We start from the raw sequence: 26,472 nt of genomic DNA, 5'->3' as shown, positions 1-26,472 counted from the left end.
TACGGGGTGAGGTTTTGCATTTAATTTGGTCGATTTTCTTAAAAATCCGTAACTGGATTTCCTGTTATTGTAGCTCACAAGAAATTGAATATACGCCCATAAGCAGTAACTAATCGATTGCCTTTGCGTCATCAAACACATGAACCAACGTGATGAATGCCACTTTAACTCTACACTTTTTCGGACTCCATACTGAGAAATTGCATCTGCATCATCTCCCGATCCAACATGGCAAATAGTAACCTGTCTTGCCATTCTCCTCTACTCCATTCGTACTCTCGCAGATAACCCTCCTGTCGCATCCCAATTTTAATCAACACTCGCATCGAAGCTTTATTCTTGGGGTGACACAAAGCAAAAATGCGGTGTAAACTTAGTTGCTTAAAACCAAACTCTAATAACTTCCGTGCTACTTCCGTTGCATAGCCTTGCCCCCAAAATTCCCTAGCCAAGCAGTATCCAATCGAACCTTCTTGCTTGTTGCGATCTGTTATGGAAATGTGACAAGAACCTATTAATTGTTTTTCTGACTTCAATATCACTGCAAATGCAAAATGCTCACGTATTTTATTCCGCCGCATTTTAATCTCTGTATGCAAATAGTTTATAGTATCTTCTTCGCTATTGGGGCCGAAAGGTAAATAGCGAACAACTTCTAGATCAGAAGCGTAGGCATGTACTGCTGGCAAATCTGATTCTACAAAATCTCGGAGGATTAAACGTTGGGTTTCTAAAAGCGGATGGATGCTGCTCATACAATTAGACATTAATAGTTAGGAGTTAAGAATATGACTTACTATTCACAACTCTTAACTATCTTCAGATGTTAAATTCTACACAAAATTGACTGAAAAATTTCTTCAGAGTCGTTCTTAATCACCCCATTGCCTTCTTGGCAATTGCTCTATTTTCTGGGAAAAAGGTAGAATTTGCAACAGGCGATCGCTTGGGCAAAGTAAACATGATGGCTGATTTTAGCCAATTCATCATCTTTTTCGCACCTGCAAGCATACGTTCTACAGTATTTGTTTTGGGAGGCTGATGCACAACCGCACTACGTGCCTTGTTAATGTTACGCACACTATCAATTAAATTAACAAGTGCATCAAAAATTGCCCCCACAAATGTTTGTGCTGTTCCTTGTTGTCGTATAACTAGATTTGGGGCAGTTTGAATCAGATTAACTAGATGCGATCGCATTTGTTGATCTGAAACTGTACCTGATTGATAGTTGATCACAATGGATGCGGCGGCTGGGTTAATACGGACATTAGTAACATTGGGAGTTGATTGGATAGCCGACTTGAGTTTCTCAGCGTACTCAGCATCTTTCCCAAGCCGAGGAATATGAAAACGAATACGTCCAGGAATTACATGGGCAACTTTATAGGATATCTTTTCGCGTGGTGCTGCATCCTTAGGTAAGGTAGAGTTTTTCTGTCGAGAAGGTTTAGATGGATTGCAACTAGTACTTTTGTGAGGATTAGACCGTTTTTTATCAGTCATATTACAGATTTATTTTTTATAAAAAAGAGAATTAAATTTTTATGTATTTTTGTTTTTTGTTATTTTGATTTTTATTTGTAATTGCAAGAAATCTATTTGATTTTATACTTTTTAATTAGATAAAAACTATGTATTTATCATCAACAAGTCATACAAATATTATTCAATTATTGATAATAAAAATTTTTCAAAAAAACACCATCTAACTTGAGGTATAGAAAATTTACGACATTGGATAATGTAGGTAGGAAAAATGAACTGCCATGACGCCAAGAACGCCAAGAAATTAGTTTTATAGTTTAAGGATTAAGATAAATCATTCTGCAAATATGCAATCTAAATTACCTAATTAATTGTGAATAAGCTTTGATGTGACTGTTGAAGCATACTCATATTTGATTTAGGGAAGGTTTTGATCATCCATCCCTAAAAAATATTAATTTCTCTTGTAAATAGCCAATGCTAAAGTCATATTCCTATGAATTGGAAAATTCCGCGCGCAATTGACTCACAACCCGATCTAGTCCTACGGAATGCGCTGCTTTAAAAAGAATGCGATCGCCTTCCTTCATTAACGTTTTCAATCTAGCCGCCAAATCTGCATGAGTTGTAAAACACTCGGAGGGGACACCTTTGGCACTCTGAGCGATCGCTTCGGCGTCTTGTCCATCAACTAATACCAACAAAGCATCTAAATTCAATTTCTGCACAGTTTCGCCGACTCGTTGATGCAATTGGCGCGATCGCTCTCCTAATTCTTTCATTGCACCCAACACAGCGATGTGTCGTTTGCCTGGGGTTTGTGCTAATAAATTTAATGCTGCTAGCATAGCTTCTGGTGCAGCATTATAAGTCTCATCTAAGATTACCACATCATTGGGCAATGCGAACCGTTGCGATCGCCCAGTTGGCATATCTACTGTTATCCCAGATTTCAGGCACGACCAATCAATACCTAATACTTGCGCCACTGCCAAAGCTGCCATGTAGTTAGCGGCGATGTGACGACCGGGCATTGGTAGAGGTAATTGCATATCTGCGACTGCCAAGGTATCGGCATCAATCAATTCTCCTTGAATGTCTCCGCCAGTGAAGCCAAAAGTTATTACCTTGCCTGACCAAACTTTTGCTGCTGTTTCAATTAATAAAGGATTGTCATAGTTGAGAATCGCCAGACTATCTTGGGGCATTTCTGCCAATAACTCACACTTGGCAGAAGCGATCGCTGCTTCGGAACCGAGTAATTCTATATGTGCTGTGCCGACGTTGGTAATGACGCCAATTGTCGGACGTGCTATTTGTGTAAGTTCAGCAATTTGTCCCTTACCCCGCATCGCCATTTCCACCACGGCGAAATCATGTTCTGCATTCAACTCTAATAAAGTTTTTGGGACACCAATTTCGTTGTTGAAATTAGCATGAGTTTTGTGAACTTTTCCTTGAGTTGCCAACACAGCAGCAATCAGTTCTTTGGTAGTGGTTTTACCTACAGAACCTGTCACCCCGATTACCGGGATATCAAAGCGATCGCGCCACCATCTGCCAATTTTTTGATAAGCCTGGAGAGTATCTTTTACCTGTAGTACGGGAAATTCCGGATTTGGGTAGGCAAAATCAACAATTGCTGCTAACGCACCTTTAGCGATCGCCATTGGTACAAATTCGTGTCCATTAAACTTTTCGCCGCGTAAAGCTAAAAAAACTTCACCCGGTTTGAGAATACGGGTGTCTGTTTGTATACCATGACTTAATTTTGCTAAGGCTGCATCCGATAAATTAGCTCCTTTGGCTGCAAGAATATCTATGAGTTGACTTAAAGTGGCAGAACAAGCCATAGTGAGAGATTTTTCGGTTTCCAAAATTTTGATCGTAAATGGTTAGTAGTTTACTACTACCTTTGTCAAAGTGGGTAAAATTTTTGGACGGAAAAATTTCTCTTTTCTCTTGGCTGTTGACTTTATGCAACAAAGCGGATAAGTTTAACCAAACCAGTGTGAAGGAGCTAAACCAGGGTCAACTTCTTCAGGTATTTGTAAACTTAACTGTTTTTCCCGCTTGTACATAATGTTCTCAATACCTTGGCGGATTAAATCATCTATGCAATACTTTTCCTTGAGCGAACAAGTCAAAGACCCTAAGTTCAAACATGGTTGTTGACCTTCTTCCGCAACCACATAGCAATTGGAGACTTGACTAAGAACATGTGCAATCAGTTCTTGGCGGAGATCGGGAATAGAGAAAGCTTGCTGATAAGGATGGTGAGGATAAGTTTCCAGAACATCCTCTATACAGCTCACAACTACTGGCAATGTTAAATTAAAAATACTTTTAGTCATGATTTATTAATCCTCAGCTTGTAATCTTCTTGTTTATCAAATTTATTGCCGATAGAGGTATGACCAGAGATCGGAAATAGATAGGTTTTGATCTTAAATTTAAAGAAAGAATTTGAGGAACTTGTGAGTATTGAACTATCAACCACTAACATTAAAAAAAGTAAAGGCTAATCGCCAATAGCAATTCACTATCAGCAATTAGCCAGAAGCACCAGGAACGTTTAAATGAGGTAATGATCAGCAATAATCATCATCTACACGTTCATACTGATATTTACCTCTAACATTTTCATTGAAAAATTTACCAATAGAATCAGCTTGATGCAAATCTTGCCAAGTATCTTGGTCTATGTCTGAATATTGATATACTGCACCGTTGTGAAACTCAATCTGTAAAATATTTGTGTTACTGTCATAGCCTATAGCATTCGCCATTGATGAATTCATTGGCAACATTGCAATTGATTGCTCATATGCAGGCAAATCTTTCGCTTCCGCAACAATTTCGTTTAAATGTTGCAGTCCTTCAAAGGCTGCGACTGGTGCAGGAATTTCTATAAACTCTAGCTCATTACCTAAATCAAGTAATAACTGTAAATGTCCCTGAGAGTGAGCGATCGCTACTACATTACTTAAGTCCAGTTTCGATAGCTTCATCTATAATTTGCTCTCCTATTGGCAAAACAGTTTCTATTTCTGGTAGATTTTTATGCAAGAGTAAATTTTAATAGTACAAAAATACTATATAAATCATCACTAGTCAAGCCTTTGTCAAAAAAATGTAGAGATGCACAGATACAAGGGAGGCGGGGACACGGAAATGCAGAGAGATTTGAATGATAAGTAATACGAAGTTACGCCTATACAGCCTACACTCTCTCCCCTATCCTCCTTGTCTCCCTTGTCTTGTTTATCCCCTTATTCCCCGTAAACAGTCACCATTATTTGGCGCTGGCGGGGCTTGATATCGCATTCTAAATGAAAGATTTGTTGCCAAGTACCTGAAACTAATCTGCGATCGCGCACCGGAACCGTGATTTCTGATCCCAACCATGTAGCTTGTAAGTGGGAGTGTCCGTTACCATCATGCCAGGTTTGCTCGTGTCCGTATTCGCGGCTGGGTGGAATTAGCTTGTTGAGGATATCTGGTAAATCTCGTTGCAGTCCGGGTTCAAATTCGATAGTCCCAATTGCTGCTGTACTACCAACATTAAACACATTAACCATACCGACCCTCACACCAGATTTTTTGACAATCTGGTTTACTTGATCGGTAAGGTCATGCATATCACCGTTACCTTTAGTTGAAATTACGATTTGCTCTTGGTAAACCATACTTGAAAAAGGGGTATAGGGGTGTAAGGGTATGGGGGTGTAGGATGAGTAAAATTTTTTGTTTTAGTGTAGACAATCGTTTCAGGATTAATTCATCCTGTTTAAGCTAGCTGCAAGCAAGGACACTGTTGCAAAAAACTCGCAGCTTTGCGTTCAGCATCTGGATCATTAACATGGGTTGGTGTAGGACGAATAATTCCAGCAAACAAGTCATCCAAACCGTAGGGAGTAAATCTAAACCAAACGAAAGATTAATGGGTAGCGGTAAGATAGATTGGGTTCACTAAGAACCCGAACAATAGCAATAATTGGCATAATCAAACTAACAATCCATAAACCAATCAGAAACGGAACACCAATAAGAATAATTGACAGCAATCCAAAAATGTTCCCATAAATATAAAGGTTGATGTGAAAATTTAGGGATTCTTTGGCATTTTCTTTGACTATAGGATCATTACTGATAAACAAGATTGCAATGGGTATGCCGATAGACACAATCAAAGAGCTAAAAAATATTGCCCCATGACTCAGCGCTGACAAAAGCTTGCGTTGGGCTAAATCTTCCATAATACAGCCTCTGAGTTTGCGTAGTTCTTGTTACTCTTCGATTCTAGTTGGTGTCGCCATTATTCTGCCAGAAAATATTTTTGTCTCATCTTGAATACAGTTCCAAAAAAAGCGATCGCTTTTTGAAGAGAACAGCAGGATAGGCTATTTAGAAAGAAGGAGTGCGATCGCAATTCTTGAATTTAGAAAATATTCCGAGTGTATCGTGCTAGCAATCCCGAACAACCGCAAGTGTATCGTCGTGGGGAAGTAGCGGAAGCTGAACCTGCTGTGCCAGGGTGGTTTATGCCAGTGGATGATTTGTTTGTTTAGGAAATGAACCACTAAGACGCCAAGAGAAGGGAGTGCGATCGCTTTTGTGTTTCAGTTAAAATTGCAACAAATTAGATATCAGAACAATGGCTGAAACTGGCAGAATCAGAGTTGCAAAAGATAAAGCTGAATTGGTAAAGGCTTTAACATCGGCAGATGGTGGTACGGGTCCTTTTCAAACCTTTGCTGATGTAGTTGTGTTTGCTGCTGCTTTGGGTGCAAAGCATAAAAAGCGAGTACCTTTAGGCGAAATTTCTAAAAGAGAACCGTCACCAATTCCTCAAGAACAGTTTATTGTCAGGGGATATGATACGGTAATAAATTTAATCGCGATCGTTGAAACTCAAGACATAAAAGTTTTATCTTTTCATGATGAAAAAAATAACGAAAAACGTAATTTACTCTTTGAAGAATACGCCAATGGTGGACTTGAAATATTACAGGCAGAATTGCGGGGTGCAGTAGACTATTCAGAAAGACTTTTATTGCTTTTAATGATAGAAAAAGATAACTATGAGGAAACAAAAGAGGAGTTTGATTTGAGCAAATTTCTTAATTATCAATAGAAGCATTACATAAGTAAAAATAATGGCAACAACTACTCAATAATTGTCTCTGATCAGCTTTCTGAAGAATGTTTGACTACATTAGAAAGTTTGAATGTAATACCATTGAAAAATTATCATGGGCACAAAATTGTTTTACCAAAGGAAGAAAAATATCGCCCACATCCTGAAGCGCTGCTTTGGCATCGAAAAAAGCACAGCATAGAATAACTACTGCTTGTTGCAAGTTCATAAGACAGATTAGATTTGTGGTATTGCGATATTTCTAAAATGAAAACATCCCTTTGACTCTGCCAGTTATAAAATTACTGGAAGTCCTACTTGTTTGGGTTCAACAAACTTACCGTCAAAACCTATTGTTTTATCTTCAATGGTTCTAGCATTAGCCAAAGCTTTGCGAAGTTCTGCACGTTCCATCTGATCTTGAATTCCACCCAAAATATAAATCAATAACTTCGCTGCCAAATCCCTTCCAGCCACCTGCACTCGCTTTTTATTTGGATCGTACAAAACGCCATACCACAGAGATTGCGGATATTCCATCCCACTAAACCCGCCCTGCTGGTCGAACTTTCGTAGTTTCTTAAAAATATCTTCCAGCTTAAATTCTTTTCGGAAAACCAAGATACCCAAAGCTTGTGCTAAAGCAACTTGACCAACAGGACGCAAAAGCATATTTCCTTCGCCTCCATCCTTTTCAAAGCTGAATCGTCGTAAGGCTGGTGTATCTTCATCTTCTAAAATCTTATAACTGGGTAGGCTTGCTAAATAATCAAACAGCTTGTGAAACTCCTGTAGTCCCTTCTCAAGTTCCTCATCCTCTGGACGCATGGGAATTAGACCCTTGTCTAAGGGTTTCCAGTGAGGGAACTTTTGCCCTAAATATCGTTCAGACATATCTTTGAGCGCTTGCAGTGTTGTCAAAACTGTTGACTTGGCTGCAACCGTCGCACTATTCCAATTCACGCGAGGTTTTCGGGTTTCTTGTTGTTCCAGAAGCGGATGCGTCACAGCGATTTTTCTGGCAACAATCGAAAAACCATCATCTTCATTTAGCTGTGCTAGCTGACCTTTAGTTAAAGGTGCAGCCATCAGGTTGACATGAACAAAGATGCTTCTCACCCGTCGTCTTGCCTGTTCGCGAGTTTCTCCTTTCTCAACCGCACAGATAAACTCAATACCGATTTTTTCTTTAGGCAAGCTTTGCAGATGAGCAGGCTGAACATGATACTGTTCAATCAAGTCAGCGACTTCAATAAAAGTGTCGTCAGGGCTTTTATCCTTCTTGTAGCGTTGGAGTTTGCCTGTTTTCAGTAACTCCATCAACCCTTGCACCCCCATCAGTCTGTGTTGACCATCCAATGCATAAATGGTCACATTTTCCTCAGAAATATTAAGTAGACCAACCTTACCTTCTTTATCTAGAGGCGTAAAATCTGTGGTAGACTTTACAGCGCATCCTTGCCTATCCCACTCAGCAGCTTGGGGATTATCCGCCCACGGTTGGTTAATCACTACTAGCACAGGCGGAAACTTGTGATTTTTCCGAGCTGCTAAATACTGCGCTAAGGGTAGTTGACGTGACCAATCAACCGGCCGCTGCTGAATCTCGTCAATACTTTCCGCGTCAATCTCGATATTCTCTGTTTGAGAGTTGTATTTTGGCTGAAGCAGGGGTAAAGCAGACGCAAAGCGAACCCGACCCGCAAACCATTCTAAGGTAACAGAGCCTACATATGCCTCAGTGCCTCCCATCTCAGTTTTTTGAACCAGAATCTGGTCTCTTTGGTTAAGGAATTTTTCTAGCAGTAAAGCCAATACCTGTTTATCCTTGTTTTCCCGTTCTAGATACTCGCTAGCAATATCAGCAGTTGGGTTAGCTGTGGTCTCTTTCATGTTGATTTTTAAAAACCTTAAATCATAGACCAAGTTATTTTTCTATAAAAATGAATCTAATGAACAAACTTTTTAAAAACCTTTAAAGTTTACAATACTGAGGTTGCAATTACAGTACATATAAAAAGGTGAATAAAATATTGCACCATCTTCCCCCCTCCTCGCTTGCGGGGAGGGGTAACACAAATCCAATAGAGGTGACAATTAACCGTGTCTTCAGAGGTAGGGAGAAATGGCTACAGCACAACAGCCAGAAACTAAAAATCAGCAACCGCGTACTGTGGCAGAGTTAGTGGAAGATATTCAAGCTCTCACCACTGAAATACAAGAGTTATACTGTTTAGATGAGATACCTTGGTGTATTGGATATAGTGGTGGTAAAGACTCGACCGCAATTTTGCAGCTGATTTGGAATGCGATCGCAGCACTCCCACCCGAAAAGCGGACTAAAACTATTTATGTTATTACAACAGATACTTTAGTAGAAAACCCTGTTGTTTCTGCTTGGGTACGCAACTCTTTAGAACAGATGAAGGTAGCAGCAAAAGAACAACAAATGCTGATTGAACCTCATCTGCTTTATCCAGCAGTCAAAGATACTTTTTGGGTAAACTTAATTGGAAAAGGCTATCCAGCACCGCGTAATAGATTTAGATGGTGTACTGAACGTTTGAAGATTCAACCGGCTGATAGTTTTATCCGTTCAGTAATACGTTCTAGTGGTGAAGTGATTCTTGTGCTGGGTACGCGCAAAACTGAAAGCGCGAAACGTGCTAGTACAATGGCTAAACATCGAGAGTGGCGGGTACGCGATCGCCTGAATACAAATCCTAATCGACCTAACTCGCTAATTTATCTACCTATCGAAGACTGGAGTACTGAAGAAGTTTGGATTTATTTGAATCAGTGGAAGAACCCTTGGGGATACAGCAATAAGGACTTATTCACTATGTATCGAGGTGCAACAGCAGATAGTGAATGCCCTCTTGTTGTCGATTCCTCTACACCCAGTTGTGGTGATTCTCGTTTTGGGTGTTGGGTATGCACAATGGTTAATAAAGATAAATCTATGGAGGCGATGATCCAAAATGACGAAGAAAAAGAATGGATGCAGCCTCTATTAGACATTCGTAATGAATTAGATGTTGATAATGACCACGATAAAAGAGACTTCCGACGCATTTGGGGTGAAGTCACACTCTTTGAACGCAATGTAGACGGAGAAACTTCAGTGGAACCAATACCTGGTCCCTATACCAAATATTGGCGAGAACATTGGCTAAGACGAGTATTAGAAGCGCAAACACAAATCCGGCGTACAGCACCAGAAAATATGTGCGACATCACTTTAATTACTCCAGAAGAACTGAGTGAGATTCGCCGGATTTGGCTAGAAGATAAACACGAATTTGATGATAGTTTACCCCGCATATATAAAGAAGTGACAGGAGAAGAATTTCAAGATCCGCGCCCTGGTGCTGATTATAGTCTCTTGGGTAGTGATGAATGGGCAACTTTAGAAGAAATCTGTGAAGGTGACGCCATGCACTTAGAATTAATGGCGAAGTTATTAGATACGGAACGTCAGTTTCGTAAAAAAGCCCGCCGCACAGGAATATACGATGCACTAGAGAAATGTTTTGAAACTAGTTCTCGCTCACTCGAGGAAGCAGTTAAAAATGCTTACTTGAAAAGAGATCTAAAAACAGCAGTGACTCAAGGCGATGTGGCGAAGGTGAAGCAGCTGACTTTGGGTGATGTTGTAGCTGAGGATACAAAAGATGCATCTTCTGCTGCTAAACCTAAGACTTGGGCAAGTATGAAGTTTCAAAATAAGGAAACAACGTCTTGAGAATTTAAGTACAGCTTTGTATAAATCAAAACGTACCAGGTAGCAAAGGAAAGCGCAAAGGGCAGGCAGCGCGCCCTTGGGGGTCTCCCCCCAACCCCACTACCGTGGGGACCCCAAAGCCCCCCGTTGTAGCGACTGCCGTCGCGCAGAGTTTATGCAATTTTGTACTAAGGCTGTTTCTCGTCATCAGTAGAGTTTCCCAAGTACAGTCTGATAAATTCTTGTGCTGCTGCTGGATTAATTTGTTTAAGCGCATCACGAATTTCTAGCACCGTTTCAGCAACAGGATCTCTAATCTCGTACACCCAACGGTGAACATTTGGTCGTCCTGTTCCCATTGTCACTGCTAACTGATTTTGGCTAATGCCATAGGTTTCTAATACCTGTTTGAGTGCTTTTCCTGCTTTTCCCATGCCTTTGATTGTGTCAAAGGCTCATGACTGAGTAAATGTTACCCATAGGTAACAAAGGGTGTAAGATAGTTTTGTTACCTATAGGTAACAAAACTTTTTAGCCACAAACAGGTAAATTCCTATGACTAAAAGCTTTTTAACAGATTCCTTTCACACTTCTACGCCTGCTGTTGACTCCAGCACTTCCCTAGAAAAAATTCCAAGTAGAGAATCTGTGAAGGTGGTAATATATGGTTCTAAAAAAGGAGTCAATAGCACGATTGTTAGTCTTTATAAGCTTGGTTTTGCCCAAATGAATGAGTGGAGTCCACTAGTACCTACTTCTAAGCCAGGTGAAGTGATGAGTATTTTAGTCGGAATATAATTACAAACTGAGCTTATAAAACAGGTAGCTAATATCTGTCTTAAAAATAGGGGGTGTGGGGGTGTAAGGGTGTAGGGGTGTAAGAGGAATTACTTAAGCAAAAATTACCGCCCAGATCCCCGACTTTTTGAAAAAGTCGGGGATCTAAATCCGGTGTGACTTTGTATGAGAATTAAATATAAAATATCGCTATGATTTTTCTTGAACTTGTTCTGCAAAATTTTGGCCCCTACAATGGGCGTCAAGTAATAAATCTTGACCCAAAATTTAACGATTGTACTCGTCCAATTCTTCTTTTAGGTGGGATGAATGGAGGTGGTAAAACTACGCTCATGGACGCTATTCGCCTGGCACTTTATGGACATCGTGCTGAATGTTCTACTCGTGGAAATTTAAGTTATACTGATTTTTTGACTCAGTGCGTTAATAGTAAGGCTTCACCTTATGAACAAACTCGTGTGGAATTAGTTTTTGAACATATTGAAAATGACAAACCAGTCAAATACAAGATAGTCAGAGCTTGGGAAAAAAATCCTAAAGAGGGCAAAGATTCTTTAGGCATTTTTGGGGATGATGATACATGGTCTATTGAGGCGTTAGTTAATACTTGGGATGATTATATTGAAAATATTTTGCCTTTAGGAATTTCTAATTTGTTTCTCTTTGATGGAGAACAAGTTAAAGAGTTGGCAGAGCAAGAAGTACCACCACCAATTGTAGTAGATGCAATTCGCGCCCTTTTAGGATTAGAACTGGCTGAACGTTTAGCAGTTGATATAGAAATTTTAGTCAATCGTAAACGTAAGGAAATAGCTGATAAAGAAGATTTGGCAAATTTAGAAGATATTGAAAATGAGCTAAAGCAAATACAAGAAGAGTTTGAAGTTAATAAATTAAGTTATGCAAATTTACAAGAAGAATTAAAATTATTTGAACAGCAATATCAAGAAGCTGAGAATAAATTTATTTCTGAAGGTGGGAAAATTGCGGCAGAAAGAAGCTTTTTAGATCAACAAAAGAAAGAAAAAACGGCAGAAACTGAGCAAATTCGTCAAGAAATGGGTCAATTGGCTGCTGATGTTTTACCATTAATGTTAATTCAACCGTTACTTACGCAGGTACAAACACAAGGAGAAAAAGAATTTCGCGCACGCCAAGCACAAATAGTACAAGATATTTTGTTAGAGCGAGATCAACGTTTATTGGATTTAATTGGGAAGTTAGACATTGCTAAAGAAAGTTTAGATAAAATCAAAGTATTTTTAGAAGAAGATGAATACAGGCGAAATTCATCTTCTCTCAAAGAACAACCTTGGTTATTAGCTGATGATGAAGCTTTGAGTCAATTGGGTAATGTGATTTATTACTTACACAATGCCGAAATTTCTGCTAAACAACTACTAGCTTCTCTGAAAAATAAAGAAGAAGAAATTCTCAGTATTGAAAGACAAATGCAGACAGCAGCATCACCTGAAGCATACGATCGCTTGCGTGATGCCATGCAAAAAGCCCAAAAGCAAGTGACTGAAGCTAAAGCTAATTGCGAAACAGCGCGTCGTCGTTTGGTTGAATTAGAAGCAGCTATTGAAAAGGCTAAAAAGAACTTAAAAGAATATACAGAACAAACTATTGATCGCAAGAATAGAGAGCATATTATTACGGCTTCTGCCAGAGTTCAAGAAACCCTAAAGCTATTCCGGGAACGCTTGACTTTGAGAAAATTGAATAAATTAGAAAATGAAGTGACTGAATGTTTTCGCTATCTGCTGCACAAATCAGATTTAGTGCATCGCATCGCCATTGATACCAATACTTTTAGCTTATCTTTGTATGATTTACAAGGTAAACCAGTTCCCAAGCATCGGCTTTCCGCAGGGGAAAAACAACTTTTGGCGATCGCTTTTCTGTGGGGACTAGCACGAGTCTCTGGTCGTCGTTTACCAGTAGCGATTGATACACCACTGGGAAGACTAGATTCTTCGCATCGCAGTAACTTAGTTGAACGTTACTTTCCCTCTGCTTCTCATCAAGTAATTTTACTTTCCACAGATACAGAAATTGGCGAGAAAGAAGTAGAAACACTGAGAAAAAACGAAGCGATCGCGCGTGAGTATCTTCTTAAATACGACTCATCTACGCGTCAGACGACTGTACAACCGGGTTATTTTTGGTAATGAAAGCGATCGGGGATTGGGGAGGTGTGGGGAGTGTGGGGAGTAGGGGAATAATTACTAACTACTAACCACTAACCACTAACCACTGTACAGACGTGCCATGGCACGTCTGGTACAACAACCAACAACCACTAACCACCAACAACCCTACCCTGACGGGAAGCCACTTCGTGTCTACGGGTTCGCCAGTCCCCCTACCCTTACCTTAAGCCACTTCGTGTCTACGTGACGGAGACCGCCTTTTTGGGGGGCTGGTCTCACCAACAACCAACAACCAACCCCTACACCACATCAACATAAATTTCTTTACCAAGCTGTCTGAATTCATCATCAAGGTAATATAACGAATTGCGGATGGCTTGGCGTAGTCTGCAAGCAGGTTCCAGACAATCACGTTGGTAGTCCATTAATGTTAGTTCTAAATGTGGGTAGAGAAGTTTGAGAAAACCTGATGCGGATTTGAGAATAGCATTTTGATCTCGTACTGTGACATTTTTATCAAAATGGGTGTGTTGCTGTGCATAGAACATAAAGCGATTGTCTCGGCGTAGAGATAATAATACCTCACCAAAAAAATCCATTTTTAAACCAATTTGAGTAGCAATCATTTCTCTTTTAAATTTGGGTATTTCCCAACCGGGAATGATGCCACAAAAACGATCTAGTAATGCTGTTTCATGAAAAAATTTGGGCAGATTCGCCACTAAATTATCTTCGTTGCGTGGTCGTAATTGCTCATCTAGTTCAATATTTGCTAACATTACTAACCCACAATCACTGGCAATATCAGCGAATCCAGAACGATTATAGCGACCATTAGCCAGATAATTTTTGAGTGTTCCTATGACTTCATCAGGATTATCAAACGTTAGACTTTGAACTTCATCTAAAACGACAACTTCATGACGCCCAAGTAAACCAATTTCTTTGGTTCTACCATTGACAAAAAGTTGAGCAGGGGTAATTTTACCACCACTAATTAGAGTAACTTTACTACTAATATTTTCAAATAAAAAACTTTTACCAGTACCTTTTGGTGCTAGTTCCATAATGTGGTAATTAGATTCAACCAAGGGCAGCAATCTTGCCAGTATCCAGGTTTTTACTTCCTCGTGATAACTGGGATGTTGGGGGTTAAAACCCATCGAACAAAATAGCAAATCTCGCCACTGTTGGGAATTGAATTTTGCTCGACATTCAGCGTATGTTTGTAAGTCAACTTGAGAACATTGAAAGGGTTCAAAGTCTATGACTTCGACTCGACCGTCGGGAAGCATAGAGAGGCTAATTTTTCCCCAAATTCCTTGACGCAGCAACATTTTATGACGTTCGACAATTTCTGTAGCAATGCTGCAATCAGTTAAATTCAGGGCTGGTATTTGTGCTAATGGTTCGAGAATTACTTTACCAGTATTATCTAATTTATTACGTACCTGCATCAAGGCAATAATTTTTCGCACTTCTCCCTGTGTCAAATCAAAAATGATTTCATTGCGGTCATCTTTGCGGGGAAATGCTTTTTTGATAAAGTTATTTATTTTTTCCAATTCTGTTAGCGTCATTGCTCCCACGCCAGGAACAATTTTATCTATAATCCACTCGGCAACAAAGCTAGGGATACCAGCATCACTTAGTCTACTTGATGGTAATCTAATTTTAGAGATACTCAAATTACCAAAAACGTTGCGAACTAAATCATTGTTATAGCTCACACTTTCATAAGAATTCATCTATATTAAATCCACTACTGAATAATTGGTTAATTTTAAGTTGCGAGTCAGAAGCTAGGGTTGTGCTTCCTGGTTCAAGATTGGCAAATCGAAAAGTTAATTCCCCGGAGAGAGATAAATAATTTCTCTCATGGCTTGGTGGTAATTCTGGTACTTCAGGAATTGTAATTGGGAAGTGAATTCGTTGATTGGCTGGAATTTGCTGTTCTAAGGATTTTCCAGAATTGAAAGCAGGTAATTCTGGTATATATAAACAAAGGTTTGTGAGTGGGACTGAGTTAGGGTTATCAATAGTAATTTCTAGTTCTCCAGGTTGTCTGGATTTGCCTTCACTACGACAAGAGATATATACTTTGGCACGTTGAATCGATTTTCGGAGTACGGATACGCCAACTACGACTTCTTCGGGGAAAAGCCCTCCGTGAGAACCGATGATTTGTTTGTTATTTGTGTAACTGAAAGCACCCAAGCTGGCAGCGCTGCGGACAATACTGATATCGTGGGGAAGATGGTAGCGATCGCACTCTAACACGACAAACCGGGGGTCATCAGTTTTACCAATAGCCATTCTCCCCTTGGGTTCAAGTTCAGGGGGACAATGGGAGATTTTGTCTTGTGTACCCATGACTTGGCCGTGATCGCTAGCAATGACAATTCTCAATTCTTCCGGCTTGGGGTATTGCTGCACACAGTAATTAATTTTTTTGGCAATGCCTTCCAAGGTGTGAGGGCGATCAAGGGTGTAAAGACTCTGCCAGTCTGTTTGGCTGTGATAAAGATTATCAAATGTATCCGTATCCCAACAGTACAGCTTGTGTGTCTTTTTTCGCAAAGCATTGTAAAGCTGATCTATTCTTCGATCTGTATAACGTTTGCCCATCCCCATTTTCGCAAAAGCTTTCCCAGCATCCGCAGCCCAAGCAGCGTCACTTGGTAAAAGTTGGGCGTACAAACTCCACTTGGCGTACTCTGTTTTTGTAGGTAAAATGCTAAACCGAGGTTGCGGGTCAGTTTCTAATGCCAGTTGATGATTTTGGGTGAGGTAAGACAAAAGTTCGAGATGATCTAACCACCCCAACCCATCCACTACCACCCATAACACCGGACTTTCGCGACACAAATTTTGCACTTTGGCGGCAACGCTGTAGTTGAGGTAAGAATTTTCAACTGAATCCACCGTCATTTGGGGATAGTGTTCCAACATCCAATTTACAAAACTATCTGCTAAGCGATCGCTGATTCTTTGATCTAAGGCAGGTTGGTTAACGATAATTTCCCAACGGCGGAAGGGGAGATACTTTTGTGTCACCCACTCCAGCGCTTCTGTTGGACTAGCATCAATAGGTAGAGATTGAGGTGGCGATAGGTTGCCTAATTCTAGCTGTTGCTGCTGGCCCAGATAAGGAGTAACTTTCGTTTCTCTGACTTTGTTGATCCAGTGTGGTCGATTTTGCAGGACTTTGTGGGCAATTTTCGCGATTCGTTCCATACCCACAACTTGAGTAGGTATGATATCTTCCAGGATTTTGCCTTCTGTGTTGTAGAGTAGTTCTTCCCAGTAAGCATCAAACTCTGTGCAGAGAAAATCAGGAATCGGCAGAGGATATTTGCCGAGATCGGGTATCACTGGTGTGGCGATACCTAACCAACGGCGTAGGAGTGATAATTTATCATCAGTTTGGTAATAGGTTGCCAACTCATGTTTTTGAAACTGCTGTTGCCAAACTAGTTCTAAAATTCTGTACTCCTGGGGTACTTGCATTGCCAACCAAGCAGCAAGATGGGAAATTGCAGGCTGAGCAAACCATATTTGTTCGTCACCTGTAATCTCTGCTAACAAATGGGCAACTGGATTTTGAGGATAGGAGTCTAATTTTGCTAATAAAATCAGTAGTTGGGCATCAGTCCATTCATCAGGTACAGGTATGGTGTCAAACAAAGCTGCAATACAACGGCGGGGGTGTAGCTTAATTTCCATGATTGCATCAGTTTTGTTCCATGCCCGCAACCATGCTTCTGCCCATTCACACAGGCGCTTTCCTCTTACCCAGTATCGAGAGTTAGTCACACCAAAAGATTTTATCCACTCTACTTCTGTGGTAATTGGGATGTAGTCGGGAGGAATATCGTATAGTTCAGTTGGGTCTAGGACGATATTCATCATTCCGCCTCATTTGCAAGATATTTCCCTAATCTTGCGTATACTTGTTGTTGTTGCGATCGCGCCAATTCTCTAAACAATACAAAAATCTGATTTGCGATATCTTTTTGCTGTTGGGCAATACATTGTCTCTCTATATTTTCTAGAGTCTGTATTTCTTCTGTTGTCAGTAAATCAATATACTGGTTTTTCTCGGCGCGAATTTCTGCCAACAGATTGTTTGCGGCTGTCAGCTTGGCTGTATCTTCGACTAATTGAGATAATTGAGTGCATTGAATTCTTAAATCTTGCAACCATTGCTGGGCGGCGGCTTGTGCTTGTGCCAGCAGCCGTGTTTTTTGTTCCTCTAGGTTTGTACACACAGAAGTGATGCGATCGCCTAATTTATCTGTTAGACTTTCTTGAGAATTTTGCCACTCTTGGATTCGTTCTATTTGGGCTTGGCAAGATGTCCATGTTTGTAAGTTTGCGGATTCAGCTATTTGTAATAGTTCAATTAGTAGTTTTAATTCCCAGAGAATTTTGTTATATTGTTCTTCCGCATCGGAGTTAGCATACCGTGCCGATTTTTTCAGTAAATTTTCGTGCTGTCTTTGCGCTTCTTTGGCTGTAGTTAAACGCTCTAAATTTTCCTCAACTTGTCGTAATTCTGTGGTGTAATCTTGGATTCTTTGTCGCAAATTCGCTTCTAAATCAGAGATTCTCTCTTGGAAGCGATCGGCATCATGCAGATGATTCCGATTATTTGCAATCATCTGTAAGGCATCGTGACATTTGGCAATATTATCAGTTTGCGTCAGGCGATTTTCTATCTCTTGTAATCTTTCTAGATCCTCAGTTACTAAATTAATCTTTGCTTTGATATTTTGGTAACTTTGGTAATCAGCAGTATCTTTAAAGACAACATCCAATTCCGCACACTCAGTCATAATTTGATTCGCATCTCTAAGATGATTAACTGTAGAAACGCGATTTTGAATATTTGCTAATCTCTGCCGATATTCAGTAACTTTATTTCTTACCGCTTGCACAATTTGGTCAATTTCTCCAGCAAATTTTTCTGGTTCATGCAATCTATTTCTGTAATTTTCTACATCATGAATTGCCTGTTCACATAAAGAAATCGTATGGAGTTTTGTTGCAGATTGATATTGCCGGATAATCTGCATAATTTCCATATCTTCAGCCTGCCTTTGTTGTGCCTCAGCTTGCTGCCTAATTTCTGTAAGCTTCGATTCTGTAGCCTGAATAGCGTTTTGCAAACTTGCAACTAAATGAGGAGGTAAACTTGTGACTGTGGTAATCTGATTCAGCAGCGCCTGAATTTGTAACTTATAGGCATCACAAGCTTCTATTGTTGACAAAGACTGAAAACCCTGAATTGTAGCTGTCACAAGTTCTTGAATTTTTTCGTTGACGATCTGTAGTGCTTGAGTTTGACGCTGTAATTGTTGTGAAGTTGGTTGAACTAAAGATGCTGGTGGATTTTGGAGTAATTGTGGGTAAAGTTGCAGCCAAGTTTCCAAGTTTGTATTCTCAGATAGTGCCTCCACATCTACCACAGGTTGAAACCATTTATTAATTGATTCCACACCCGCACTCACCTGTTTTTTATGCTTATTTAATTCACCCACTTCTACATCTGCTGCATTCAACTCCAGAAATGCTGCAACTTCCGCTAGATATTGCTGTGCCTGTTCGTAATCTATTGGCGATGCTGGCAAAGTAGGTATTTCTGCTTGTTGGCGACGAATTAGTTTACCCTTGCGTTGCACAATCCAATCGCTGACAAACGTTGTGGGGTTTTCTAAGATATTACTATTTGCCCAATCTTTTAAAGATTGAGTTTTCGGTGGCGAAGAAAGAGTTTTTTTCTTCGCAGTTGAAATTTCTGCTACTCCTCTGAGAGAAACTTCTTTGCGGTGATATGCTAACCATGCTGCCAATAAAATCGTAAAGTTATACTCACTGTAACCGTAGGGTGGTGCGGATAAAGCTTGCCAAATTTTCTCTAACTCAACAGTCTTTTCTGATTCTTCTCCTAAATCAGTAATCTGGGAAATTACCTCCCAAGCAGCACGAATTTTTTCATGCTGAGGTTCTTGCACAAAATATTTCTGGGGAGTTTTCTTGAGTAAACCCCACAAACTAACAAAAATTTGGTCTATGACTGTTTTGTAAGATTCATTCAATAAAGCTTGAGGAGTTAAACTATCGGCGAAAAGCTGTTTTGCAGTCCATCCCACAATTTGTTTACCTGTCGCATGGTTGCTTCGCATTTTGTCCATGCCATTCACAGGAGGAACACAGTGATAAAGTTCTTGCAACAAGGCACTAATCACCCGTTGTTTATTATCTTTTCCTAGAGGCGAAATTTTTTCTGATTCTACACAGTGATAAGTACAAGATTTTAACAAGCTACTTAGTTGTGTATTCAGCTGTTCTTCCCAGCGCTGAAGAAGTTGTTTGTAAGCGGCACCAAGTAAACGTTGTCCAGCCGGATCTGTTTCTTCCAAAGTTTTAATCATTAGTAAAATCCGCGCTAAATCTCCTGTTTCCTGATAGGGAATAGCAACAGCAATCTTATTTTTTATTGCAGACTTAGACAAGTAATTATCTACATTGTTGCGAAACTCTTGTAACTCATCTTGAGTTTCTGCTAGCACAAATGCCAATATTCCCTTTTCTTTGATGTCTTTCTGAATGCGGTTACTCTCTAACCCTTGAATTAATTCATCAATGCGGTAAATCTTATACTCAAATCGCCAATCTTCACTCACTAATTTGTTATCTTGAACAAACCTAGTAGCGATAATCTTATCATCGCCTAGATATTCAGAAATTCTCTCCCGACAATATCTCACAACATCTTGAATTGATGTCGGCTTACCTTTGATTTTTTCCTCTATATCTTCTTGAATACATGTCGGGCTGACACCTTCCCAAAAGCGATAAGTTTTAGTTTCTGGTCGATAATAGATAATATCTCGTGTCTTTTCTAGTTTATCTAAAGCTAACTGGAGTCTAGATTTGGGTAAACCTGTCAAAGTAGCAAGAATTTCTTGATGGTTTTCTCTTTCTGATTTAGTCAGTTTTTCGCCGCAAGCATGAAACAGGAATAAAGCTTTCAGAACTATGATTTCATCTTCAGAATCAGCATAACCAGTAACCGTAGCCAGAGCTTGTTTATAAAATGCGTATATGGGATAATTGGAAAAGTTTTCAATAAAGCTATCTACTAAAGCAATTGGATATATATAGTTAAGTTTACTAAATTTTTCTGCTGGCTCAGTTTGGATAAATTTTTTCACATAATTTTTGATAAATTGAATCGCTGTCCGGTCTTGAGTAAAGTCAAGATTACACAGTAAATATGCAGTCAAAGGATGAAGTGGAAAACAACCTTTGCCAAGATACTGATAGAACTTTTCTAAAGTCCAACCTTGTTCTCGATAGATTTTAATTCTGCGCTCAAAGGCATCCCTAGCTTCAGCAAGTAGGGTATTATGCCAACGTTGAAAAAATTCTTGTCCAGCTAATTCTTTTTCTTTCTGAATTAATAAATTATTGAGTACTAATTCTAAACTAGAAGCTGGATTATCATAGATTTTATCATGCAGTCGGGAAGAAATTTTATTATAGCTTGGTAAAGCATTAGCAGAGATACCTACAGCCTTGTTGGGATGAAACTGAGCAAAACTAAGTAGGGCAATTTTACCTTTATAGTTGCTGCAAATATTGGTAATATTTTGTAGAGCAGTTCCACCTGCACCAATTTGATCAGCCGACCAAGATTGTAGATAATAATTTAATTCATCAAATAAAATGAGAATCCCTTGAAAGTGGGCATTTTCACCTGTGCAGTAATTCCTAATTATATCTTGCAGAATAGCTTCAATATCTACATCAGCAGCAAAATCAGGGGTAAATCCTGTGATTTCACGCGCAAGATTTTTAACTGTCGTGATTACCGCCGGATTATTTTCTCTCAATAGCCGGATGAGGGAATTTAAATCTCCATCAGAGTTACCAAGATTTTGCAGATATTGTTCTGCCTCTTGTCTATCTGCTGCATCCAAACTTTCCAAATAACGCAAAGGTTCACTACAGATATTTTGCGCTAAAGAATTGTGGATATTTTCATTTTCCAAAATCTTGACGAGTTGTTGCAGAAATTGCTTTTTAATATTGCCGACACTGTCACCACTCAAGCAAATTACCAAATGTCTTTTTTGTCTTTGCTTATAAAGCTTTAATCCTTCAGTAATCCCCTGATGATTTTTACCCGCAGTTGCTAATTCTATTTGATGTAAGATTCCTTGTACTTCTGGACTGTCAAAGGGTTTGTTAAAAAAGTTAGCGATCGCAACTGCAAAATGTGATTTACCTTTGCCATAATCCTGGATCAATAAATGAATATTTACCTCATTCCGACTATGGTAACTGCGTCTAACTGCATCTAAAATACCAACTGTCGATAACTCCGGTTTATTAGGGTCGTAATTAAAAATAAATCCCTCACACAGACGCAAATTTATCTCAGGAATATCCATCATGCCAAAGTTGACAGAGGGAGCAACACTACCCTTTTCATTAATTTCGACGAGTTGGTGGAGAAGCATAATCAATAAAAAATTAACAATTACATATCACATGAATTCAACTTGCAAACTAGTATACAATTTAGCAAAAAACTACTTATTTTCGTAATTATCCATCTGTGTTCGATTTTCAGGAAATTTTTGTGGCTGCAAGTTTCTGACTCGTCCAATATTTTTTTGGGAAGGCGAACACCGATACACACCGATGCACACCGATGATTTATCTGTGTCCCATGAGTGTCCATCTGTGTTCGATTTTCCCAACATATATTGTGTCCACTTTCAATTCAATCAAACATTGATTTCATTCGCATCGCCGGCCAACTTTTAGGTACTAACTGCTGAGGTAATATCACCCATAAAATTCGTTCTAACTTGCGAGTTTTTTCTAAATTGTTCCAAAACAAGGTAAGATGCTTGGGAGAGTAGACTTGCAAATAAGTAATTAGGCAGTCTAAACCCTCAAGTAAAACCATCTGTTCCTTAATTCCAGAACACATAAACTTGATCGCTGTCAATTCTCGCTCTAAATCATGATGAAGAGTCAGAAAGCGATCGCTTTGATTAATCCGTTGTAGCAAATTTTCTCGGTAGTTGACTCGTAAGGCATTGTTATACAAGACAATACGTACCAAATCATTTTCATTAGGTGTATCCCAAAGTAGCAGATGCACCTGGTTATCTGGTCTAACACCTTGCAAACAAATATTAGGATTCGCTGTCATACGCCTTCTCCAACAATGCCAAGGGTTCATCCCAACGCCGTATAACTTGGAAAGGAGGCACTGTCCTGCGCTGTTCGATGATACCGTATGCTTCCAAAGCATTTAGCTGTTCTTGTAGCGTTGTCGCTTTTACACCCAATACAGCAGCAAGTCCCATTTTTTGGTTCAAAATAGACTCAGTTAGAACAGATCCTTCCTCCTGAAAATCCCGTTGCCAAAGTTGTGCCAGAAAATACCCCACTAAATACGGGTTAGGCAAACGCGCATATCCAGTAACATATTTTTTATTTTCCTGAGTGAGAAACTTGCAAGATGCTAAAGCTTGAGAATCTGTATATGTCCGAAAGATAAATTTAATTCTGTCAGCAATAACTTTGCTTTCCTCTTCAAAAACAGTAGTGCAGTTATCTAAAAATTCTTCACTAGTAAATTTGCTATTCTCAGGCAAAAAAGAATAAACAAAATAACACCATCCTCCCCAATCTTCTGGCGATTTTGGTGTTGGCTGAATTCCTTGACCACCAAAACTTAAATAAAAGTGCATTAACCACTCTGTAACACTTGATTCCAAATAAGGATCGTGTCGCCAAACAATTTCTCCTTCGGGACTAAGCCGATGATTTTGAATTAACCCAGCCCGAATTGCCCAACTTTTTATCCGTCCAACTTTAGCGTTACCTAAACTTGTTTTTTGCATCAAATTAGGCAGAGTATCATTTAAACCATTTTCTTCACTCGCCGCCTGTAAAATTCTGCTGATTTCCTCTTTTTTAAAAGCAAAGGAACCATTAAAATATAATTGCAATTTAGCCATAAAATTATAAATACTGAAAATAAAATTCAACTAGTAAGTAGAAAGCTGTAAGTAATTAAAGGTTTGCCAAAAGGGCTAAAGCCCTTACTACAAACTTATTTCAAATCTCTAACTTTAATATATTGTACTTACCCATCGGTATGAAAACAAACCTTACTCCCGGACTAGTACTCTACCACACAAGTTTTGACAGCTTGCAAGACGTTAGATCCCCGACTTTTTTAAAAAGTCGGGGATCTGACCCCTCACAACTTCTCATAACTTTTGCGATAGACCACTAGTGGTCTATGTCATTAATTTTGATGGTTACATAACTTAATGAATTACCCTTTTCTCCTCTTCTGTTGGCGCACTTGGCGTCTACCCTGCCTTAAGCCGCTGCGCGTCTATGGTGGTTCGTTTTATACCCTCAAATGACATGAACCACTAGCCGACAATATACAATCTTGTAGACGAATATAATTCGCTACAACACAAGCAAAGTCGCCCTGTGTAGACTAATCAAAATATTATGGAAACCCCTATCGAACGCATCAAATTATCTCAAACAGCCAAAGACCAACTTACCAAACTCAAACGCCTGACAAAAATCGACCAATGGAACATCCTATGTCGCTGGGCGTTTTGTCGTTCCCTCGCCGAACCAACTGCACCTTCTCCAGTACCAATTCCCCAAGATAGTAACCTCGAAATGAGTTGGCGCGTCTTTGGTGGCGAAATATCCGATATTTTGCTGCTGGCACTCAAACAACGCTGCTACAACGACGGTTTAGGTACTGACAAAGAAACTTTGGTTACACAGTTCCGCCTGCATTTGCATCGTGGCATTGGATATTTAGCTGGTGATCCAAATATCAAGAAAATTGAAGATTTGATTGAATTAGCGACGAAGAATTGAAATTATAAATTTAGTTCTTTGTTAATGGTTGTTTGTTGGTTGGAAAACCCAAACAACCAGCAACCAACAACTAACAACACAAAGGTTGTTTGTTGGTTGGAAAACCCAAACAACCAGCAACCAACAACTAACAACACAAAAGTTGTTTGTTGGTTGGAAAACCCAAACAACCAGCAACCAACAACTAACAACACAAAAGTTGTTTGTTGGTTGGAAAACCCAAACAACCAACAACTAACAACAATCAACAAATTCAATTGCTCTTATGTCCGAGAGCTACGTAGAAATTGAACGTCACAGAGCGGCAATTTTCCGTATTGACTTGTCTCGCCCTGTGCGATTGGCAATAGAGTGGTCAATCCTCAACAAAGATACCACGTTTTTTGACTATGGCTGTGGCTACGGTGGTGATGTTGATCGCGTGGCAAATCTAGGCTACACCAGTGCAGGCTGGGATCCTTACTATTTTCCTGATCGCGATCGCATTCCTGCTGATATTGTCAATTTAGGCTATATCCTCAATGTGATTGAAGACACCGAGGAACGTCGGCAAGCCCTCTTAGAAGCTTGGTCACTTGCCCGGAAAGTATTAATTGTTGCAGCCCAAGTCTTAATTAATGCTCCTAGTCGCAATCTTATACCCTACGGTGACGGCGTTGTCACTCGCCACAACACATTCCAGAAATATTACCAGCAAGAAGAGTTAAAAAAATACATTGATGAAACACTGAATGTTGATGCTGTGCCTGTAGCACTGGGCATTTACTTTGTGTTTCAAGATGAAGCTGAAAAAGAAGCATACAAAGCCCTACGCTTCTTTTCTAAAACCTCCACACCCAGAGTCCGCATCCCCACCAAGCGGTTTGAAGACTACCAAGATATGCTTCAGCCCTTGATGGATTTTTATACCAAACGCGGGAGACTGCCAGTCAAAGGTGAATTGGAAAACGAACAGGAATTACTCAAAGAATTTGGTAACTTCCGCCGGGCTTTTGCTGTAGTTTTACAAGCTACCGACGAGGAAGAATGGGATGCGATCGCTTACCGTCGTTCTCTTGACATTCAAGTTTACCTGGCTTTGACTCATTTTGAAAGTCGTCCCTCATGGCACAAGCTAGCCCCAGAAATGCGTCACGACATCAAAGCCTTTTTTGGTTCCTACGAAGAAGCTTGCGAAGTTGCTGACGCCAAGCTGTTTAGCTTAGGAAAACCAGGGGTAGTAAAAGCTGCTTGTGAAAAAAGTAAAATTGGTAAACGTACTCGTGGCGCTTTATACGTTCATGTCTCTGCTTTGTGTGAAATGGATGCTTTGCTGCGAATTTATGAAGGTTGTGCTAGTCGTACAATCGGACGTGTTGATGATGCAACGCTGATCAAATTTGATACTGAGAAATCCCAAATTTCTTATTTGCTTTACCCAGAATTTGATACTGACCCTCATCCAGCATTAAAAGCAAGTGTTGTGATTGATTTAAAAACTTTATACATCACTCACAGAGACTATGCCAACAGAGCCAATCCACCTATACTCCACCGCAAAGAAACATTTGTGACTCCTAATTATTATCTATATGAAGAATTCTCTCAACTAACTAAAAAAGAAGTTGAATTAGGATTGCTCAAAGACAAAAGCAATATTGGTACTCGCGATGGTTGGGCAAAATGTTTAGCTGAACATGGGGTAGAAATTAGAGGACATCGGGTTTATCAATTGGGGATAGGGGAAGTGTGAGGAGTGTGGGGAGTGTGTAGACGAGGCAGTGCGGTGGACGGGTTTCCCGGCATAAAGCAGCTGCCGTGCGCTCAAGCGGCTTCGGTGCAGGGTGGAGGTGGGGAGATAGGGAGATGGGGTGGTGGGGAGAATAACCAATGTCCAATGCCCACCAACCAACAACTAACCACTAAACGATGTACAGATGCGATGTTCCTCGCGTCTGTACTACTAACTATTACCTATTCAAAATCCAACATTTAACAATGGTACAAGCCAAATTGGCACGAAATTACACACGAGTTATGGCAATATATTTTAATGCCTGATCAGGATAAACACAGACACACGCAAGTCATAGCTAAGAATAAAGAAATACAAAACTTCATCTTTAAATTCTCATTCTTAAAAGTAAATTAAATTCACGCCTAATGTGAATTAAAACTATGGTAAGAATCCTGTTTTTAAAATCGAACACAGATGGACACAGATACACACCGATAATCTA

Annotated in this window: 24 protein-coding genes and 1 pseudogene; 9 read left to right on the top strand and 16 right to left on the bottom strand. The window is 39.7% G+C overall.

What is annotated here, in order from left to right; all coding sequences use genetic code 11:
- Window positions 1-170 precede the first annotated feature (170 nt).
- The 8 genes and pseudogenes from UYI_RS0118105 to UYI_RS0118075 form a co-directional block, all read right to left on the bottom strand.
- Entirely contained in the window at window positions 171-755 is a 585-nt protein-coding gene (locus UYI_RS0118105) for a GNAT family N-acetyltransferase (RefSeq protein WP_016868064.1), read from the bottom strand.
- 121 nt (window positions 756-876) lie between these two features.
- Entirely contained in the window at window positions 877-1,506 is a 630-nt protein-coding gene (locus tag UYI_RS0118100) for an HMA2 domain-containing protein (RefSeq protein WP_016868063.1), read from the bottom strand.
- A gap of 476 nt (window positions 1,507-1,982) precedes the next feature.
- Window positions 1,983-3,341, bottom strand: coding sequence for a UDP-N-acetylmuramoyl-tripeptide--D-alanyl-D-alanine ligase (locus UYI_RS0118095; protein ID WP_016868062.1), 1,359 nt, complete (start codon window positions 3,339-3,341; stop codon window positions 1,983-1,985).
- A gap of 144 nt (window positions 3,342-3,485) precedes the next feature.
- Window positions 3,486-3,842, bottom strand: coding sequence for a hypothetical protein (locus UYI_RS0118090; protein WP_016868061.1), 357 nt, complete (start codon window positions 3,840-3,842; stop codon window positions 3,486-3,488).
- 237 nt (window positions 3,843-4,079) lie between these two features.
- Complete coding sequence (locus tag UYI_RS0118085; protein WP_016868060.1) at window positions 4,080-4,499, bottom strand: KTSC domain-containing protein; 420 nt, start codon at window positions 4,497-4,499, stop codon at window positions 4,080-4,082.
- Window positions 4,500-4,760: 261 nt separating this feature from the next.
- Window positions 4,761-5,177: a secondary thiamine-phosphate synthase enzyme YjbQ gene (locus tag UYI_RS0118080; protein WP_016868059.1), complete on the bottom strand. Its 417-nt coding sequence runs from the start codon at window positions 5,175-5,177 to the stop codon at window positions 4,761-4,763.
- 101 nt (window positions 5,178-5,278) lie between these two features.
- Window positions 5,279-5,419 (bottom strand): annotated as a pseudogene (locus tag UYI_RS36935) (nucleotidyltransferase family protein); the annotation flags it as partial.
- Window positions 5,412-5,747: a DUF4870 domain-containing protein gene (locus tag UYI_RS0118075; RefSeq protein WP_016868058.1), complete on the bottom strand. Its 336-nt coding sequence runs from the start codon at window positions 5,745-5,747 to the stop codon at window positions 5,412-5,414. The gene UYI_RS0118075 and the pseudogene UYI_RS36935, both read right to left, overlap by 8 nt.
- A gap of 398 nt (window positions 5,748-6,145) precedes the next feature.
- Here UYI_RS0118075 and UYI_RS0118065 point away from each other — a divergent pair, with 398 nt between their 5' ends.
- Window positions 6,146-6,625, top strand: a complete 480-nt coding sequence (locus tag UYI_RS0118065) for a DNA phosphorothioation-associated protein 4 (protein ID WP_016868056.1) — start codon at window positions 6,146-6,148, stop codon at window positions 6,623-6,625.
- A 297-nt stretch (window positions 6,626-6,922) separates the two neighbouring features.
- Here the strand turns inward: UYI_RS0118065 and UYI_RS0118055 are convergent, their stop codons facing one another.
- Window positions 6,923-8,521, bottom strand: coding sequence for a DGQHR domain-containing protein (locus UYI_RS0118055; protein WP_016868054.1), 1,599 nt, complete (start codon window positions 8,519-8,521; stop codon window positions 6,923-6,925).
- Between the two features lie 232 nt (window positions 8,522-8,753).
- Here UYI_RS0118055 and dndC point away from each other — a divergent pair, with 232 nt between their 5' ends.
- Window positions 8,754-10,373, top strand: coding sequence for a DNA phosphorothioation system sulfurtransferase DndC (gene dndC, locus UYI_RS0118050; RefSeq protein ID WP_016868052.1), 1,620 nt, complete (start codon window positions 8,754-8,756; stop codon window positions 10,371-10,373).
- A 167-nt stretch (window positions 10,374-10,540) separates the two neighbouring features.
- Here dndC and UYI_RS0118045 read toward each other — a convergent pair whose 3' ends face one another.
- Window positions 10,541-10,786: a helix-turn-helix domain-containing protein gene (locus UYI_RS0118045; RefSeq protein WP_016868051.1), complete on the bottom strand. Its 246-nt coding sequence runs from the start codon at window positions 10,784-10,786 to the stop codon at window positions 10,541-10,543.
- A gap of 121 nt (window positions 10,787-10,907) precedes the next feature.
- On the opposite strand from UYI_RS0118045, the gene UYI_RS0118040 reads away from it, so the two are divergent.
- The 3 genes from UYI_RS0118040 to UYI_RS39760 all read left to right on the top strand — a co-directional run bounded on the left by UYI_RS0118040 (window position 10,908) and on the right by UYI_RS39760 (window position 13,553).
- Complete coding sequence (locus UYI_RS0118040) at window positions 10,908-11,150, top strand: hypothetical protein (RefSeq protein ID WP_016868050.1); 243 nt, start codon at window positions 10,908-10,910, stop codon at window positions 11,148-11,150.
- A gap of 191 nt (window positions 11,151-11,341) precedes the next feature.
- The gene (dndD, locus tag UYI_RS0118035) at window positions 11,342-13,324 is read left to right on the top strand and encodes a DNA sulfur modification protein DndD (protein ID WP_016868049.1); all 1,983 of its coding nucleotides are present in this window, start codon (window positions 11,342-11,344) and stop codon (window positions 13,322-13,324) included.
- A gap of 100 nt (window positions 13,325-13,424) precedes the next feature.
- Entirely contained in the window at window positions 13,425-13,553 is a 129-nt protein-coding gene (locus UYI_RS39760; RefSeq protein ID WP_268742252.1) for a hypothetical protein, read from the top strand.
- A 52-nt stretch (window positions 13,554-13,605) separates the two neighbouring features.
- Here UYI_RS39760 and brxL read toward each other — a convergent pair whose 3' ends face one another.
- The 6 genes from brxL to UYI_RS0118010 all read right to left on the bottom strand — a co-directional run bounded on the left by brxL (window position 13,606) and on the right by UYI_RS0118010 (window position 23,355).
- Window positions 13,606-15,054, bottom strand: a complete 1,449-nt coding sequence (brxL, locus tag UYI_RS0118030) for a BREX system Lon protease-like protein BrxL (protein ID WP_016868048.1) — start codon at window positions 15,052-15,054, stop codon at window positions 13,606-13,608.
- A complete protein-coding gene (locus tag UYI_RS0118025) occupies window positions 15,041-17,218 on the bottom strand; it encodes a hypothetical protein (RefSeq protein WP_016868047.1) in 2,178 nt (725 codons plus the stop codon). Before UYI_RS0118025 ends, brxL begins: the two co-directional genes overlap by 14 nt.
- Complete coding sequence (locus UYI_RS0118020) at window positions 17,215-21,837, bottom strand: coiled-coil domain-containing protein (RefSeq protein WP_016868044.1); 4,623 nt, start codon at window positions 21,835-21,837, stop codon at window positions 17,215-17,217. Before UYI_RS0118020 ends, UYI_RS0118025 begins: the two co-directional genes overlap by 4 nt.
- Window positions 21,838-21,909: 72 nt before the next feature.
- Window positions 21,910-22,083, bottom strand: coding sequence for a hypothetical protein (locus UYI_RS36925; RefSeq protein ID WP_157226363.1), 174 nt, complete (start codon window positions 22,081-22,083; stop codon window positions 21,910-21,912).
- A 20-nt stretch (window positions 22,084-22,103) separates the two neighbouring features.
- Complete coding sequence (locus tag UYI_RS0118015) at window positions 22,104-22,541, bottom strand: hypothetical protein (RefSeq protein ID WP_016868043.1); 438 nt, start codon at window positions 22,539-22,541, stop codon at window positions 22,104-22,106.
- Entirely contained in the window at window positions 22,525-23,355 is an 831-nt protein-coding gene (locus UYI_RS0118010) for a DUF4007 family protein (RefSeq protein WP_016868042.1), read from the bottom strand. The genes UYI_RS0118015 and UYI_RS0118010 overlap by 17 nt, the downstream gene beginning before the upstream one ends.
- A gap of 511 nt (window positions 23,356-23,866) precedes the next feature.
- On the opposite strand from UYI_RS0118010, the gene dndE reads away from it, so the two are divergent.
- Genes dndE through UYI_RS0117990 form a run of 4 tightly spaced genes read left to right on the top strand, consistent with a single transcriptional unit; the run spans window position 23,867 to window position 26,228 of the window.
- Window positions 23,867-24,253: a DNA sulfur modification protein DndE gene (dndE, locus tag UYI_RS0118005; RefSeq protein WP_016868041.1), complete on the top strand. Its 387-nt coding sequence runs from the start codon at window positions 23,867-23,869 to the stop codon at window positions 24,251-24,253.
- A 28-nt stretch (window positions 24,254-24,281) separates the two neighbouring features.
- The gene (locus tag UYI_RS35855) at window positions 24,282-24,491 is read left to right on the top strand and encodes a hypothetical protein (protein ID WP_157226362.1); all 210 of its coding nucleotides are present in this window, start codon (window positions 24,282-24,284) and stop codon (window positions 24,489-24,491) included.
- Between the two features lie 27 nt (window positions 24,492-24,518).
- Window positions 24,519-25,985, top strand: coding sequence for a DNA phosphorothioation-associated putative methyltransferase (locus tag UYI_RS0117995; RefSeq protein ID WP_016868039.1), 1,467 nt, complete (start codon window positions 24,519-24,521; stop codon window positions 25,983-25,985).
- Window positions 25,986-25,997: 12 nt separating this feature from the next.
- Window positions 25,998-26,228 (top strand): hypothetical protein, encoded by a 231-nt coding sequence (locus tag UYI_RS0117990; protein WP_157226361.1) that lies wholly within the window; start codon window positions 25,998-26,000, stop codon window positions 26,226-26,228.
- The last annotated feature ends 244 nt before the right edge of the window (window positions 26,229-26,472 follow it).

Origin of the sequence: Fischerella muscicola PCC 7414, from assembly GCF_000317205.1 — a bacterium.
In the GTDB taxonomy this organism is placed as follows: domain Bacteria; phylum Cyanobacteriota; class Cyanobacteriia; order Cyanobacteriales; family Nostocaceae; genus Fischerella; species Fischerella muscicola.
This window is presented reverse-complemented; position numbering and strand designations above follow the sequence as displayed.